Origin of the sequence: Streptomyces sp. NPDC090499 (assembly GCF_044769305.1) — a bacterium.
In the GTDB taxonomy this organism is placed as follows: Bacteria; Actinomycetota; Actinomycetes; order Streptomycetales; family Streptomycetaceae; genus Streptomyces.
In genome coordinates this window covers 642,751-658,997 of sequence record NZ_JBIVXP010000005.1, presented here as the reverse complement: position 1 = coordinate 658,997, position 16,247 = coordinate 642,751, and the positions used below count along the sequence as shown (strand labels likewise).

12 protein-coding genes are annotated in these 16,247 nt (G+C 69.5%); 7 read left to right on the top strand and 5 right to left on the bottom strand.

The genetic code is table 11. From position 1 onward, the window contains the following. Window positions 1-153 precede the first annotated feature (153 nt). The 6 genes from ACIQVL_RS22250 (at window position 154) to ACIQVL_RS22225 (ending at window position 8,496) form a co-directional block, all read left to right on the top strand. Entirely contained in the window at window positions 154-2,460 is a 2,307-nt protein-coding gene (locus tag ACIQVL_RS22250) for a CoA transferase (RefSeq protein ID WP_403476152.1), read from the top strand. Between the two features lie 41 nt (window positions 2,461-2,501). After that, window positions 2,502-2,924 (top strand): Zn-ribbon domain-containing OB-fold protein, encoded by a 423-nt coding sequence (locus ACIQVL_RS22245; protein ID WP_403436909.1) that lies wholly within the window; start codon window positions 2,502-2,504, stop codon window positions 2,922-2,924. Then, on the top strand, window positions 2,921-4,075 hold the full coding sequence (locus ACIQVL_RS22240; RefSeq protein ID WP_403436910.1) for a thiolase C-terminal domain-containing protein: 1,155 nt from the start codon (window positions 2,921-2,923) through the stop codon (window positions 4,073-4,075). The genes ACIQVL_RS22245 and ACIQVL_RS22240 overlap by 4 nt, the downstream gene beginning before the upstream one ends. Window positions 4,076-4,169: 94 nt before the next feature. Continuing rightward, entirely contained in the window at window positions 4,170-5,609 is a 1,440-nt protein-coding gene (locus tag ACIQVL_RS22235) for an aldehyde dehydrogenase family protein (protein WP_403476151.1), read from the top strand. A 35-nt stretch (window positions 5,610-5,644) separates the two neighbouring features. Further along, window positions 5,645-7,258, top strand: a complete 1,614-nt coding sequence (gene mdlC / locus ACIQVL_RS22230) for a benzoylformate decarboxylase (protein ID WP_403436913.1) — start codon at window positions 5,645-5,647, stop codon at window positions 7,256-7,258. Beyond that, the gene (locus tag ACIQVL_RS22225) at window positions 7,255-8,496 is read left to right on the top strand and encodes an alpha-hydroxy acid oxidase (RefSeq protein WP_403476150.1); all 1,242 of its coding nucleotides are present in this window, start codon (window positions 7,255-7,257) and stop codon (window positions 8,494-8,496) included. Before mdlC ends, ACIQVL_RS22225 begins: the two co-directional genes overlap by 4 nt. A 25-nt stretch (window positions 8,497-8,521) precedes the next feature. Here ACIQVL_RS22225 and ACIQVL_RS22220 read toward each other — a convergent pair whose 3' ends face one another. Beyond that, window positions 8,522-9,589 carry a lipocalin family protein gene (locus ACIQVL_RS22220; protein WP_403436916.1) on the bottom strand — a complete coding sequence of 356 codons (1,068 nt, stop codon included), beginning with the start codon at window positions 9,587-9,589 and terminating at the stop codon, window positions 8,522-8,524. Window positions 9,590-9,697: 108 nt separating this feature from the next. Here ACIQVL_RS22220 and ACIQVL_RS22215 point away from each other — a divergent pair, with 108 nt between their 5' ends. After that, window positions 9,698-10,411, top strand: coding sequence for a TetR/AcrR family transcriptional regulator (locus ACIQVL_RS22215; protein WP_403476149.1), 714 nt, complete (start codon window positions 9,698-9,700; stop codon window positions 10,409-10,411). A gap of 74 nt (window positions 10,412-10,485) precedes the next feature. On the opposite strand, the gene ACIQVL_RS22210 is transcribed toward ACIQVL_RS22215, so the two are convergent. The 4 genes from ACIQVL_RS22210 to ACIQVL_RS22195 form a co-directional block, all read right to left on the bottom strand. Next, on the bottom strand, window positions 10,486-11,898 hold the full coding sequence (locus tag ACIQVL_RS22210) for an MFS transporter (RefSeq protein WP_403476148.1): 1,413 nt from the start codon (window positions 11,896-11,898) through the stop codon (window positions 10,486-10,488). A gap of 263 nt (window positions 11,899-12,161) precedes the next feature. Beyond that, entirely contained in the window at window positions 12,162-13,130 is a 969-nt protein-coding gene (locus ACIQVL_RS22205) for an NAD(P)H-binding protein (RefSeq protein ID WP_403476147.1), read from the bottom strand. Between the two features lie 48 nt (window positions 13,131-13,178). Further along, window positions 13,179-14,942, bottom strand: a complete 1,764-nt coding sequence (locus tag ACIQVL_RS22200; protein WP_403476146.1) for a glycoside hydrolase family 3 protein — start codon at window positions 14,940-14,942, stop codon at window positions 13,179-13,181. Further along, entirely contained in the window at window positions 14,939-16,225 is a 1,287-nt protein-coding gene (locus tag ACIQVL_RS22195) for an MFS transporter (RefSeq protein ID WP_403476145.1), read from the bottom strand. The genes ACIQVL_RS22200 and ACIQVL_RS22195 overlap by 4 nt, the downstream gene beginning before the upstream one ends. Between the last annotated feature and the right edge of the window lie 22 nt (window positions 16,226-16,247).

The window sequence follows — 16,247 nt, the reverse complement described above, 5'->3', positions numbered from 1 at the left end:
TAACGCCCTCGGGCGATGGATGTCCCGCTGAGAGGAACATTCGAGCGCCCCTCGCCGCGCCCTCCGGCTGCGAACTTAACGTCCCTGACACAGCGCAGCACCGGAGCCCGGCGCATCGGGCCCGGCACGCGGCAACCACGCGAGGGAGAGGGGTTGATCGCGCTGAACGCGTTCGAGGGTGTCCGGGTCCTGGACTTCACGACCGGGATCGCCGGCCCGCTGGCCGGGACGTTCTTCGCCGACTTCGGGGCCGACGTCCTCAAGATCGAGCCGCCCGACGGCGACCCGGAGCGTCGTACCGCCTCCTTCGTGCCCTGGAACCGCGGCAAGCGTGCCGCCACCGCCGCGCTTGATGAGCCGGCCGATCGGGCGCGGGTCCGCGACCTCGTCGCCCGGGCCGATCTGGTCCTGGTGCGCGAGACCGCGGTACTCACGGACTGGGGCATCGACCCCGACGCCCTGCTGGAGACCGAGAACTCGCCGGTGATCCTGCGACTTCCGGTGTGGCAGGGGCGGACGCCGTGGGCGGGCGGCCACGAATCCCAGGCGCTCCTCGCCGCCGCCAGCGGGTACTCGCGCCGCCAGTCCTCGTACGACGGCGGGCCCGTGGACATCGTCTATCCGCACCTGCTGTACATCCAGGCGCTCATGGGCGCGACTGCGGCCGCGGCGGCACTCACCGAGCGGCTGCGGTCCGCGCGCGGCCAGATCGTCACGGTGGACGGCATGCACGCGGTGGCGGAGGCCTTCACCGGCAACTACACGCTCGATCCCGGTCTGCCCGTCCCGGACTCGGGTGTGGGGCCGGGGGGCGCCAATCCCACGTACACCCATTACCAGGCGTCCGACGGCAAGTGGTTCCTCATAGCGGGGCTCACGCCGAAGTTCCAGGCGATGATCCTTCGTGCCATCGGCGAGCAGTGGATCATCGACGACCCGCGGATCGCCGGGGACCTGACGTCCGTGTACGCCAACGAGAACCGGGAGTGGGTCCGCGCCCGCATCAAGGACCGGCTGGCCACCCGTACCCGCGAGGAGTGGCTGACCACGCTGCGCGACGCGGGTGTCCCGTGTGCGGTCCTCAACGAGCCGCACGAGGCGTTCGGCCATCCGCAGAGCCGGGCGATCGGCATTCGCCAGGAGGTGAAGGACGCCACGTACGGTCAACTCACCATCGTGGGGCAGCCGGTGACCCCTCAGCGCACTCCGCCGGTCATCAGGGGCGGGGCGCCGGAAGGGGGCAACTCACTCGGCGACCTCGACTGGCTGCCCCGAGACGCGTCCTCGCCCGGCACCACCGGGGGGTGGAAGGGCCGCACCGGAGGCTCCGGCGGGGAGGGACCGCTGGCCGGAGTACGCGTACTGCTGCTGGGTTCCTTCGTCGCAGGACCGTACGGGGCGTTCCTGGTGGGTCACCTCGGTGCCGATGTCATCAAGATCGAGCCTCCCGAGGGCGATCCGTGGCGCACGCGCGGCTTCTACTACAGCGACGGCATGCGCAGCGTCGCCCTGAACCTCAAGGACCCGGCCGCTCACGAAGTGTACCTGCGGCTGGCCGCCGACGCCGATGTCATCGTGGACAACCTGCGCCCCGGAGTCCCGGCCGCGCTGCGTGTCGGGTACGACGACGTGGTGAAGGTCAACCCCGACATCGTGACCGTCTCCCTGACCGGTTTCGGGCAGGAGGGACCGCTGGCCATGGAGCCCGGGTTCGACCCGGTGCTGCAGGCCTGGAGCGGCATGAGCGTCGCGCAGGGTGGCGACCACACGCCGGTGTTGTACACGGTGCCGGTGAACGACGTGTGCGGTGCGGGCCTGATCGCGTTCGCGGCCTGTCTCGGCCTGTTCCACCGGTGCCGTACCGGTGATGGCCAGCCGATCACCACGTCCCTCGCCGCTGCGGGCATGTTCATGCAGTGCGGCCAGCTCGTGGAGGGAGCGACCGAAGTGTCCGCTCTCACCGGCGGCCGTGATTTCGCCGGTCCCGGCGAACTCGACAGCTACTACCGCGTGGCCGACGGCTGGGTGCGGGTACAGGCCCTCGCCGGGACAACGGCCGACGATCTGCGCACCGTGCTCGCCGCCTCCGCGGACTGCGCTCTGGAGGAGGCCTTCGCGTCCCGGACCACCGAGGACCTCCTGGCCCGCCTGTACGCGGCGGGAATTCCCGCCGCCGCTGCACGGCTCGCCCGCGATGTCGTGCTCTCCGGGGACCATCCGGGACGCTTCGAACTCCACCGCCCCGCAGAGGACATCCGCTACTACCGCCCGCAGCGCTATGCGGAGTTCAGCCGCACCCCGTACGACCAGCGGATGCGGCCGCCGGGCGGAGGCGAGCACAGCCTGGAGATCCTCGCCGAACTCGGGCTGTCCTCCGACGAGGTGGCAGACCTCCTTGCCGGCAAGGCCGTACACGCCGGCGGCCCCATGACGCCGCGTGTCCTCAACCCCTACCGCTGAGTCTCCGTCCCAGTGACCCGAACGACGAAACGAGCCCCAGAATGCCAGCTCCGCCCCGGACCAAACCGGTTCCGATCGCCACTCCGGTCACCCAGGAGTACTGGGAGGCCACCGCCCGTCATGAGCTGCTGATCCAGCGGTGCGTCACCACGGGGAAGACCTTCACCTATCCGCGCCGGTACTCCCCCTATGTCGTCGGCGGCGAGGTCGAGTGGGTCAGGGCCTCGGGGCGCGGCCGCCTCTACTCGTACGTGATCAATAACCTTCCCGGCCCCGGCTACCAGGATGAGACGCCGTACGTCATCGCGATCGTCGAACTCGCCGAAGGGCCCCGCGTGTTGGCGAACCTCGTCGACATCGAGCCGACTCCCGGAGCCCTGCGGATCGACATGCCGTTGGAGGCTGTCTTCGAGCCGCGCGGCGAGTTGACGATCGTGCAGTTCCGACCGGAGGTGAGCGCGTGAAGCCGGGCGACATCGTCATCGTCGGAGCGTCCGAGACCGATCAGCTCGGTGTCGTCCCCGACCTGTCCGAACTCGACCTGCGCGCCGACGCCGCCCACCGAGCGCTGGCCGACGCCGGCCTGACCATGGCCGACGTGGACGGCATCACGAGCGTGGGGGACTCACCGATCGAGGTGGCCCACTACCTGGGCATCACCCCGACCTGGTACGACGGCACGAGTGTCGGTGGCTGCTCGTTCCTCATCCATGTCCGGCACGCCGCCGCGGCGATCGCTGCCGGACTGTGCGAGACCGTGCTCGTCACGCACGGGGAATCGGGGCGCTCGCGGGTCGGCAAGGCCGGCGGCTTCATGGCCAGGAGCCCGAGTTCGGTGCAGGCGCAGTTCCAGAACCTCTACGGGCTGTCCGGGCCGCCCAACATGTTCACGCTGCCCGTGATGCGCTATCTCCACGAGACGGGAACGACGGAGGAGCAGCTGGCGGCGGTCGTCGCGGCCCAGAGCGCGTGGTCGGCCGACAATCCTCGGGCCTTCCGCAAGGGCGAGGTCACGGTCGAGGACGTACTGGCCTCCCCCGTCATCGCCCACCCGTTCCACAAGCTCGAGTGCTGTGTCGTGACGGACGGCGGCGGTGCCCTGGTGGTGACCTCACGCAAGAAGGCCGAGGCCATCGGCAGCCCCAAGCCGCCCGTCTACATCCTCGGCACCGGCGAGGCCAGTGACGCCCCGCTGGTCCAGCACCTACAGGACGGTACCTCGTCCAAGGCCTTCAAGATCGCCTCGCGGCTCGCCTTCGCGCAGTCTGGCCTCGGCACCGGGGACATCGACCATCTGATGGTGTACGACGCCTTCGCCCACCTGCCGCTCTACGCGCTGGAGGACCTCGGCTTCGTGGGTCGCGGCGAGGCGGGTGCCTTCATCGCCGAGGGCAACACCCGCCCGGGCGGGTCCCTGCCGCTGAACACCAACGGCGGCGGGCTGCGCTACACGCACACCGGCATGTACGGCATGTTCGCGATGCAGGAGAGCATCCGCCAACTGCGCGGCGAGGCCTTCGCACAGGTCGACGGGGTCGAGACCAGCCTCGTCCAGGGCGTCGGCGGCATGTTCACCGCCGCCGCCAGCCTGGTCTTCGCCAACCGGCTTCCCTGATCGCCTCCTCTTCCTCCCCGCCTCCGCCCGGTCCGGCTCCTGGCCGGCCCCACCCCACCCGACCCGTGAGCACCTCACAAAGGAGTGAGCGCCCGTGCCCGAGCATGTAAGCCGCGCCGAGTTGGACCGCATAGTCGCCGTGCAGCGGAAGGCCTTCCGCGCGGAGGGGCTGCCGAGCGCCGAGGTCCGGCGCAATCGCATCGACCGGCTGGTCCTCGCCGTCCTCGATGCCGCCGACGATCTCGCCGCCGCCCTGGCGGACGACTACGGACAGCGCCCGGCCACCGTCAGCAAGGCCTTCGACATCGTGCCCATACTGGGCGAGGCCGAGACCCTCCGGACCCATGTGGAGGAGTGGATGGCCCCGGTCACCGTCGAAGGACCCTTCCCGGCGTTCGTCCAGCAGCACCCACTGGGCGTGGTCGGGGTCGTCACCGCCTGGAACTTCCCCGTCCATCTGGCCGTCACACCGGCCCTGGACGCGCTGGCCGCGGGCAACCGCGTCATCATCAAGTTCACCGACGTCCACGAGCGCACCGGCCGGGTCCTGGCCCGAGCCGTCGCCGCGCAGCTCGCCGAGGACGAGGTCGTCGTGGTGTGCGGCGACGTACAGACCGCGCAGGAGTTCTCCGATCTGCCGCTGGACCGGATCCTGTTCACCGGTTCCCCGGCCGTGGGCCGGAAGGTGGCGGAGGCCGCCGGACGAAACCTCGTACCGGTCACCCTCGAACTCGGCGGGAAGAACCCGGTGGTCGTCGCCCCCGACGCCGACATGGACCTCGCGGCCCACCGCGTGGCCGCCACTCGCATGGTCAACGGCGGTCAGGTCTGTCTCTGCCCGGACTACGTCTTCGTTCCGCGGGAGCACGGCGAGGAGTTCACCGGCAAGCTCCGGGACGCCCTGGCCCGGCTCTTCCCGACCTACACCGACAATCCTGCCGCCGTGTCACTCGTGAACGACCGCAACTTCGACCGGGTCGTCGGTCTGATCGACGACGCGGTGGCCAAGGGCGCCCGGAAGATCACCGCTGTCGACGAGCAGCCCTCCCGTGCCAAACGCCTCATCCCGCCGGCCCTCCTTCTCGACGTGCCCGACGAGGCGAGAATCGCCGACGAGGAGATCTTCGGGCCCGTCCTCCCGGTGTACTTCTACGACACCGCCGAGGAACCGATCGCACACATCAACGCCCGCCCGGCGCCGCTGGCGGCCTATTGGTACGGCGAGGACGGCAAGGAATTCCGCCACTTCCTGGACGCGACAACTTCAGGAGGGGTGACCCGCAACGACGCCTTCCTGCACATCAACGCCGCCGCACCCTTCGGCGGAGTGGGTGGTTCCGGTTATGGGGCCTACAGCGGCAAGGCCGGTTTCGACGAGTTCACACACCGGCGCGTCGTCGCCACCCAGACCGGGCCGGTCGCCACCAGCGAGGGTCTGGTCGGCTCCCCGCTGCTGGCGCCGGAGACGGAGGCGGGCGTCGGCGCGCTTCTCGCCGGCGCCGCGGCAGAACTCCGCGCCCGTCTCGGTCAGTGACCCGCCTCCCGTCGATCGCGTAGGAAGGAGTCGTCATGACGACGGTTCGCGAGGCCACCCACGACTTGCTCCGGCACTGGGGCCTCACCACGGTCTTCGGTAACCCCGGCTCGAACGAACTGCCGTTCCTCGACCGGTTCCCGGACGACTTTCGCTACGTCCTGGGGCTGCACGAGGGGGCGGTCCTGGCGATGGCGGACGGTTACGCCCAGGCCACCGGCCGTCCCGCGCTGGTCAACCTGCACGCGGCGGCGGGCCTCGGCCACGCGATGGGCAACCTCGCCAACGCCAGCGCCTCGCACACCCCCCTCGTGGTGACCGCCGGGCAGCAGGCCCGCTCGCTGATCGGGCTGGGGGCGATGCTCGCCGAACCCGCCCTCACCCGGGTTCCCGAACCGCACGTCAAGTGGTCCTTCGAGCCCGCTCGTCCGCAGGACGTACCCCGGGCTTTGTCGGAGGCCTTCCACCTGGCGACCCTCCCGCCAACCGGCCCGGTGTTCGTCTCCGTGCCCCTGGACGACTGGGGCCAGGAGATCGACCCGGACGACGTCGCGCCGCTGGCGACGAGGCGTGTGCATCGGTCGGGTGCGCCGACGGACGAAGCGGTCACCGAGCTGGCTGCACGGCTGCGGCAGGCCCGGCGCCCGGCGCTCGTGGTCGGCCCCGAGGCCGACGACGAGCGTGCCTACCCGCTGGTGGTGGAGCTGGCCGAACGTCTGGGCAGCCCGGTGTGGGTGGCGCCCAGCCCCTCTCGCTGCCCCTTCCCCACCCGGCATCCGCTGTGGGCCGGAGCGCTGCCGACGGGAATCGCCGGCGTCGCCGGGAGGCTGGCCGGCCATGACCTGGTGCTGGTCCTGGGCGCCCCGGTCTTCCGGTACCACGCCAACCAGCCGGGTCCCTGGCTGCCGGAAGGCACCGAAGTGGTCGCGGTGACCGGCGACCCCCAGAACGCCGCCCGGGCCCCGTTCGGCGACGCCGTGCTCGGCGAGGTCGGCGAGACCGTCTCCCGCCTGTTGGAAGCATTGCCCCCAGGTCACGCCCCGCATAACGCGACAGCGACTCAGGCACACGAGGAGGCCCTCGTCTCCGGCGCGGACCCGATGGGCGCAGAGCGGCTGTTCGCCCTGATGGCCCGTGAACTTCCCAACGGCGTGCGGATGGTGAACGAGTCCACCTCGAACATGCCGGAGTTCTGGTCACACGTGAGGCTCGACCGGCCGCGGAGCCTGTTCCTGGCGGCGGCGGGCGGACTCGGCTTCGGTCTGCCCGCCGCGGTCGGGGTGGCACTCGCCGACCCGAATCGTCCGGTGGTCGCCGTGCTGGGCGACGGCGCCGTCCAGTACGGGGTGGCCGGGCTGTGGACGGCCGTACAGCTCAACCTTCCGATCACCTTCGTCGTGCTGCGCAACGGCGGCTACGAGGCGCTCCAGATCTTCGCCTCCCACCTTGGCTCCGTCGGCACCCCGGGTATGGACCTCCCGGACCTGGACGCGGTCGCTATCGCGCAGGCGTACGGCATGCCCGCCGAGCGTCTCATGGAGGCCGGTGAGATCGCGGCGGCCCTGGCCCGTACCTCCGCACAGGCCGGGCCCCGGCTGCTGGAAGTCCCGATCAAGCAGTCGGCCGCGAGCGCGGGAGACCGGCGATGAACGTCGCGGGCTTCCGGCTCGCCGCCCGGTCCCCCGCCGCGCCGCTGACGGTGGCCGACTGGCGGGAGCGCGCCCGCAGAAGGCTGCCCGACATGGTCTGGGCCTACCTGGAGAACGGTGCGGACGGCGAGCGCACACTGCGCGACAACCGCACCGCGCTGGACGCCTGGGCCCTGCGCCAGCGGGTGCTGAGCGGGGTGGTCGATCCCGATCTCACGACCACGGTGGCCGGGACAGAGCTGGCCCTTCCCGTGCTGGGAGCCCCGATGGGGCTCCTCGGGGCCGCGCACTGGCACGGCGACCTCGGTGTCGCGCGGGCCGCCGAGCGCCGTGGCACCCGGCTCGTGCTCTCCAGCGCATCCACCTACTCCATCGAGGAAGTGGCGGAGCAGACACGGCAGTCGCACTGGTTCCAGCTCTATCCGTGGGGCGACCGGGAGCTTACCGGCACGCTGGTGCGCCGGGCCGAGGACGCGGGTTACGGCGCGCTGGTGGTCACCGTGGACGTGCCGGTGCTGGGCAACCGGCTCGGCGAGCAACGCCGCGGCATGGCAATGCCCCCGACGCTGTCCCCGGCACGCGTCAGCCATGCTCTTACCAGGCCCCGGTGGTGCTACGGCTACGCGCGGCACCGACGCACCACGCTGCGCAACCTGCAGCCTCCCGGTACCCGCGGCGCGGTGCGCTCGGTGGCCGCCCAGTCCGCGCGCCTCGGCGGACGCCTCGACTGGGACGACCTCGACTGGCTCCGCGCCCAATGGTCCGGGCCGCTCCTCGTCAAGGGAGTCCTGGAACCGGAGGACGCCGAGCGTTGTGTCGAACTCGGGGCCGACGGGATCGTGGTGTCGAACCACGGCGGCCGGCAACTGGACGGCGCGCCAGCGGCGATCGAGGCTCTCCCCGCTGTCGTGGACCAGGTCGGCTCGCGGGCCGAGGTGCTGGTCGACGGGGGGATCCGCACCGGCCTGGACGTCATCGTCGCGTTGGCACTGGGGGCCCGTGCCTGCTTGGTGGGCCGGCCCCTCGCCTACGGGCTGGCCGGCGGCGGCACCCATGGTGCCGCAGACGTGCTCCGGATCCTGCGGGACGAACTCCGCCGAGGTCTGACCCTGATGGGGCTGTCGTCGGCGGCACAGCTCGACCGGTCCAGCATCCGGTTGCGCGGCACGCCTGCCGCCCGTCCGACCGTCGGCTCCGCTGCTCCGATCCTCAACGGGGCTGCCACGGAAGCCAGTTGAGGCGGGTCCCCACCGGCCGGTCCCGCTACTTCCAGTTGCCGGCCATCTCGACGTAGTTCTTGCCGTTCACCTTCTTGCCTTCGTACGTGCCGCTGAAGCTCGCCGTGGCTTCGAGCGTCGAGCCACCGCCGGCCCATCCACCGGCGCCCGCGGGCATGTTGAGCTCCTGGCCCGGGGTGCCGGTGAGGCGCACGCTCACGTCGGTGTTCAGCGAGGGGATCTCGACGCGCCAGCGCGTGGGGTAGGTGTTGCCGGAGACGGAACTGGACCAGGAGCCGCTCGCTCCGTCGGCGAGGGGCTTGACCGCGGCGAGGTCGTACGAGCCGTTGGGGTGCAGCACCGTGGCCCAGGAGTCCTGCTCCTCGGTCCTGACGTTGACCGGGTTCCAGATGGCGACCTTGTCGCCATTCGGCAGGTTCAGGTTCATCCAGGTCCAGCGAAGGTTGGCCGCGTCCTGCGGAGCGGGTCCCCACTGCCGGTCGAGCCAGGTCTCGCCGGAGGCCCGGTGCGTCTCACCCTTGACTTTCAGGGTGCCGCTCGTCTGCAGGGACGGCAGACCGAACTCGAACTGCTGAGCGCCCATGATGTCGAACGTGCCGGTACCGGCGTAGTTCAGAACCGGGCCCTTCGCCTTGAGCCGCACGTCGAAGGAGCCGAAGGGCGCGTCGACGTTGATCGACATGTTGTTCGCGTCCCCGGTCCATGTCAGTCCGGGAGCCTTGATGTCCAGTTCGGACTTGCTCCAGTTGAACGCGCCCTTGTCGATGCCGGTGACGTAGTTCTTGTACCAGCCGGTCTTCTCGTCCGTGACGGAGAACTTGAACTTGCGGGTGTCCGTGTTCGGGAAGTCCATCACATGCACCAGGACGCCGTAGTCGTGGCCGCCGGAGCGTACCTCGCTGGTGATGTAGATCGAGTCGTTCCAGCTTTCCTCGGTGCCCGGAGTGTGGGCCGCGAGGTCGGTGGCCACGTCCACCGCGGTCGGGATGCCGGGTGCGGCGGCCGCCGCAGAGGCCACCCCAGTGGCGCCGAGGACGGCGGCTGTGGCGACAGCGGTCCCGATCTGCAGCTTCGTGCGGTTCTTCATCTTCATCGTGGTTCTCCATGGCGATGTGATGAGTGCTTGGAGCAACCATCATACGTACCCTGTGACCAATTTCGAAATTTGGTCACAGGGTACTCGTGTGAGATCCTGGCGCGCATGAGTGCTCAATCCAGCCACGGCTCCGACCGGTTCGGCACGGAGGACGACCGGGCCGAGCGCATTCTGTCGGCGGCCCGCGAGCTGCTCCTGCGGTGGGGCTACAAGCGGGTCACGGTGGACGACATCGCGCGCCACGCACACGTCGGCAAGGGCACGGTGTACCTACACTGGAAGACCAAGGAAGAGCTGTTCATCGCCCTGCTGCGGATCGATTCCGCAGAGCACCTGGCCGAGGTCGTCAACGGGCTCTCCCACGATCCCGCCGCCGTACGCCCCCACCAGCTGGTGCGCCGGATCTTCCTCTCCCGAGTCCAGCGCCCCATCACCAAGGCGGTCTACACCTCCGACAGCGAGCTGCTGGGCGCACTCGCGGTCGCCCCAGGCGGTGTGCCGGTCACCAACCGGCTCGGCCTCCACACCACCGTGGTCGATCTGGTCCGTGTGCTTCGAGACCACGGCCTGACGGTGTCTCACATCCCGGCGGGGGACCAGGTGTTCCTGATCGACACGATCCTTTCCGGCTTCGTGACCGGAGGGCTGGCCACCCGGACCGCGCACAACGTCTCACTCGACCGCCAGGCGGATCTGCTCGCCGCCACCGTCCGGGCCGCTCTCGAGCCGGCGGAGGAACCCACCGATGAAGCTGTGACCGCCGCGGCCAGCGAGGTCCACGACACGCTCTCCCGGGCCCGGTGGCAGTTGCTCGCATGAACGACAGCCTCACCGCGCCGGATGCGCGGTGAGGCTGGGTCTCGGGCTCGGAGCCGATACGGAGAGTCAGGTCCTCACGCGCTGGGCTCGCTCGCCTGCACGGACACGGAGGTGACGGCCGGAACCCTGTTCTCGACAGAGTCGTCATCGGTCAGCTCGTACCGGTGCGTCTCCTGGACCGTCCACGCGCACACGGCGCCGAAGACACCGACGATCACGAGGAACAGAGAGACGAGACCGGTGTTCGTGTCGCCGCCCCGGGCGGCGAGCAGGGAGGCGGCGATGAGCGGCCCGAAGCCGGCGCCGACGGTCGCGGCGAGCTGGTAGCTCGTGGACACGGCCGTGTAGCGGACCTCTGTCGGGAACAGTTCGCTGAGCATGGCGGGAGCGACGGCGCCCATGCAGGTCATCACGAACGTCAGGAAGCACGCTACGGTCAGCACGAACACCGGGGGCGAGCCGTGGTTGATCAGCAGGAAACCGGGATAGGCGGACACGGCCGTCCCGAGACTGCCGGCGATGGCGAACGGCTTGCGTCCCACTCGATCCGACCACGCCGCGTAGACGGGCGTCATGAGCGCAGAACCCAGGGCGCCCAGAAGCAGGGCGAGCAGGGCGGTCGAGCGCTCGTAGCCGATGGTGGGGGCATAAGAGACTACGAAGACCCCGAACACCCCCTGCCCACAGAACGCGCCGATCTGGAAACCGACGGCTCGGCCCACCCGGCCCGGGTAGCGACGGAGCAGCGAGAGGATCGGTGGCGTGCTGTTCCTCGGCTTCGCCCGCTGTTCGAGGAAGACCGGGCTCTCCGTGACGCGTAGGCGGAAGTAGAGTCCGACAGCCAACAGCAGGAAGCTGGCCAGAAACGGAATGCGCCAGCCCCAGGAGAGCAGTCGGTCCTCAGGCAGGAGGGTCACCAGAGCCATGGATCCTGATGCGAGAACCGAGCCGCTCGGCTGGCCCATGGACGCAGCACTGCTCATCAGCCCACGGCGACCTGTACGTGCGTGCTCGGCGGTCATGAGCACGGCACCGCCGAACTCACCGCCGACAGCCAGGCCCTGGACGAGACGCAGGAACACAAGGGGCAGTGCGGCCACCGCCCCCACCGTGTCGTAGGTGGGCAGGCAGCCGATCAGACCACTGCTCACGCCCATCACGATCATGGTGGTGAGCATGACGTTCTTGCGGCCCAGCCGATCGCCGTAATGGCCGAAGAGGATCGCGCCGACCACCCGGGCGAGATATCCGGCGGCCAGCGTGGCGAGGGAGACGATGGTGCCGATGAGCGGGGTGAGATTGGTGAAGAAGACCTCGTTGAACACGAGTGCGGCGGCGGTGCTGTAGAGCAGGAAGTCGTAGTGCTCGACCGTGGTACCGAGAAAGCTCGACAGCGCCACATGGCGGAGTCGAGCCTTGTCCTCTCGATCGGTTGGCGTCTCTTTCACAGGACACCTCCTTGATGTGCGCGGCTGCGGTTGTGCCACGCCTGCGAGCCCAGGGAACACACGCCCCTGGTGGCGGTCCGTGCTGGGGGACTTCAGCCTGAACACCGTGGTCGTAAGCGGTGGTCGGCGGCTCGGTGTGCGCGCTAAAAGTAGGGTCTGGCACAGCCGTTGGCCGGAACTCGCCGAGTTGTTCCGATACGCGGGAAACACCGCCGTCATCCAGCGGTCACGTTCATGACGCCCGCTGCTCAGCGACTGAACCCCACGCGCCGGAGGAGTTTCGGCGGCAGGGGTTCGGCGCGTCAGGCGCTGCCGTCTTCGGCGCCGACGAAATGCGCGCGGTGCTCCATGAGCCAGGCGCGCACGGACGTCGGCTTCCGGCCGAGCATGCGCTCGGCGAAGTCGTTCAGCGCGAGAAACGCCGAGTTGCCCTGCTCGTACTCGATGAAGTCGAGGATCCTGTCCGCGGCGTTCTCTGCGCCTCGGCGCGCCGCGATCCGGGCTCCGTGCTCGGCGACGAAGGCCTCGCGGCTGGTCTCGCAGGTCAACCGCACCTTCAGCACGTCGCTCAGGATGTCCGCGACCTCTTCCGTCGTCAGCAGGTCCTGTCCGTTGTTGACCGTGTGGAACTGGTGCAGATGACGAGGGTCGGGCGACAGGAGGAGATTGGCGGCGACCTCCCCCAGATCCCGGGGGTCGATGAACGGAATGACCCGGTCCGGCCAGACCACCGTACGGCGGCTCCTCACCGCCGGCGCGAGAGCCAGCAGGTTGTCCAGGTAGGTCGCCCCCACGTTGAGGTACGTGACCGGCAGATCGCTCGCGTCGAGCAGCGTCTTGGCCACGTAGTGCTGCTGAGCCGTCCCCCCGAACCGCCGCACGTGCTCAGGAACCCGGCGCGGCAGGGATTCGGGCTCGTACCCCAGGATCCGCACGATGTGGACCGCGCTGTCCGCCGCCCGCACCGCCTTCACGAAGTTCGACATCGCCAAGGTCTCGTCGAACGGCGAAGGCGTCACCACGAAGATGCCCTCAATGCCCTGGAGTGCGGCGTCGAGACCGGACGGGTCGAGGAGGTCGGCCACCACGCACTCGTCGTCGGGGAACCGAGCCCGCAACCCGTCTCGCTTCGATTCGGAACTGGTGATCAGGCGCAGCCTCACATCGGGATTCCGGTAGAGCACGTGTCGGGCCAGCGGCGCACCGATGTGCCCGCTCGCCCCGAACACCGCGATGCTGCGCGGAACCGGCTTGCCGACTGCTTCTGGCATGGGGACTACCTCATCTCTGCGTAGAAATCCTCGAACCGGCGAAAGCCGTTACCTCTCGGGGGGATACCGGAGCCCGTGCCCGAAGCGGAAAACGGGATCGGCTGTGGCGAAGGGCGCGTCGGACGGGCTGGTCTCGACTGCGTTCATCGACCGAGGGAGGTCGAAGGGGAGTCGGCCCTCGGGCCGCGAGACCCCGAACACCACGTCGAGGAAAGCCTCGTCGTCGGCGCCGAAGTCAGCGAGCAGTGCCGCGGCCGCATCCGCTATCTCGGGCAGTACGGCAGGCCGTTCGAGGTGGATGCCGACGACGGTGGGAACCGTAGCGCAGATACCGAGAACACGGCCATGCTCGGCCTCGGAGAACGCGAGCGAGCCGGCATGGAGCATCGCCTCGAATCCGCCCGGGCGGGACTCGTGGGGTGCCGTGACGCGGAGCAGGGCCAGGTCCGCCTTGGCGAGATCGTCGACTACCGTCGCACGGGCGGTGAGGGCCGTCCGGTCGATCCCTTCCGCGTATACGCGCACGGGAGGTCTGATGGGTAGCACGTCGGCGTGGTCCGTGAGCAGGATGACTGCTCGGCGTTGCGCCCGGCGGCCGGCGGCGACGAAGTCGGCGCGACCCACCCTTGCCGCCGCGGCGTCAGGGTCGACGAACGGCTGATCGAAGAGGCCCAGTACGAACTTCTCACGGAGCAGTCGCCGGGCGGAGGTGTCGAGGCGTTCCTCCTTGACGCGCCCACTGTCCACCAGTTGCACGACGAGCTCCGGACACGCCTCGCCGCCGAGCTGGTCGCAGCCGGCAAGGATGATCGCCTCGACCCGGCTCAGGATGTCCAGGTGCTCGACCCCCCAGGCGCGTGCGGGCATGAACTGGCCGCGCACCGTAACGTCGGTCACGAGTCCCCAGTCGGTGCAGACGATGCCGTCGAACCCGAGTTCCTCCCGGAGCAGTTCGGTGATCACGCGCTTGTTGAAGCCGAAGGCCACCGGTTCGAGACCGGTACCGACCGGCATGCCGTAGGAGGGCATCAACTGCCGTACACCCGCCGCGATCGCGGCCCGGAAGGGTCCGAGGTGATAGTCGAACTGACCACCCACGTACGTCTGTTCCCGCCCGTAGTCGAAGTGTGGATCCTCGCCGTCCTGCTGCGGCCCGCCTCCTGGGAAGTGTTTGGCCATGGTCGAGACGGAGGCCGCGCCCATGCTCGTCCCCTGGAACCCGCGGATGTACGCGGCGACCAGTCGGCTGGTGAGTTCGGCGTCCTCACCGAACGTCCCCGCGATACGGGACCACCGGGGTTCGGTCGCGAGATCGATCTGCGGATGCAGGGCGACCCGGATGCCGACGGCGAGGTATTCCTGACGTACCGCATCGGCGAACTGCTCGACGACGTCGGCCGATCCGATCGCGGCGAGCCCGAGGGGCTCGGGCCACTGGGAGAAGGCCCCGGCCCTGGCAGCCGTACCGGGGTTGTCCGTGAAGTGGCTGCGCGGGTCCGTCGAGAGCGTGACAGGGATACCGAGGCGGGTGCGCAGGGCGCACTCCTGGAGGCGGTTGTGGAACTCGGCGAACTCGCGCGCGTTCTCGATCGGGCCGACCGCGTTGAAGTGCGAGACATGTGCTGTACCGATCAGGTGTCCGGCTGTCGCGCTGCCGAAGTTCGCGTTCGGAGCATCCAGGTCCCCCGGCAGGATCGAGGTGTGGAACAGCAGTCCGGCCTTCTCCTGGATCGTCATGCGAGCCAGCAGGTCCTCGACGCGTTCCTCGACAGGCAGCCGCTCGTCCCGGTAGAGGGCAGGGGTGGTGGTCATCGAACTCCCTTGACGCGGAAGACCAGGAACGCGCCGGACAGTGAGACGAGGGCGCCGAAGAGGAACCAGGTGGCGTAACCCCCCATGGGCAGCGCAGCGCCGAGGGCGAGGATCGCGGGTGCGATAGCGGGCGCGATCGACTGGGGCAGCGAGCCCAGCACGGCCAGCACGGCGAGGTCCTTGCCGGCGTCCTTCTGGTTCGGCAACGTGGCGAGACCGAGTGCGATGTCCACGGAGGCGTAGCTGCCGAAGCCGAGGCCTATGACCAGCTCCGCTACGTAGACCACCGCCATGCTCGGCGCGCTCGCCAGAGCGACGAACCCCACGACCATCGTCAGACCGGCGATGACGACGAACGGTCGGCGGGATTCGAACCGGTCGCTGAGATAGCCGCAGAGCGGACCCGCGACCGCCATGCCGACGACCGAGAAGAGGTTCGCGACGAAGAAGGTCCCCGCTACCTTCGAGTCACTCAGGTTAAAGCGCTCGATGAGGAAGTAGACGGTGTACCCGCGGATGCCGAAGTAGCCGAAGAACATGAGGAAGCGGTTCAGGCACACCCAGGCGAAGTCGCGATGCCTGCGCGGGTTGAAGGCGTAGGAGCCCGCAAAGGACAAGAAGCCGAAGGGCGGGCGTTCGGAGCGTTCGAGGCGTTGGTCCGGCAGCACGAAGGCGAACAGACAACACAGAACCGCGCAGACGATGCCGGGCACCGCGAAACGTGCCATTCCGTCCGACAGCAGACTGACCGCGCCGGTGCCGGCCAGGGACGCGCCGGGTGCGCCGATGGCGATGAGACTCGATACGAATCCCCGCCTCTCGGCCGGAACCTGGTCCGCGACGGTCGCGTTCAGGGCCGTGATGGCCGCGTTGCCCGCGACCTGCGCGAGACACCAGCCGACGAGTACGACGCCGATGCTGCCGGCCGAACCGACGAGCATCAGCGCGAGCGCGCAAAGGATCGAACTGCCGACGAGCCACGGTCGCCGCCGCCCGAAGCGGGAGACAGTCCGGTCACTGAGACGACCGATGAGCGGAGTGCCGATGAGTCCGACGATCGCGCCCACGCTCGTGACCAGCGCCAGCGCCTCGGCCTGTCCGCCCGGTCCTGCGATCTCACGGACCTTGAGCGCGAGCCCGATCAGGGCCGGTGGGACGACCGCGAAGTAGATCCCCCAGTTCGCGAGAGCCAGGGTGGGCGCATAGCCACGCGGGATTCGGGAGGGGCCTCGGGCAGCGGGCTGGGCGTCGGTCCGCACCGGGCCGGGAGTATCGGTCGTCATCGTTGACTCCTCGGGGTGACTT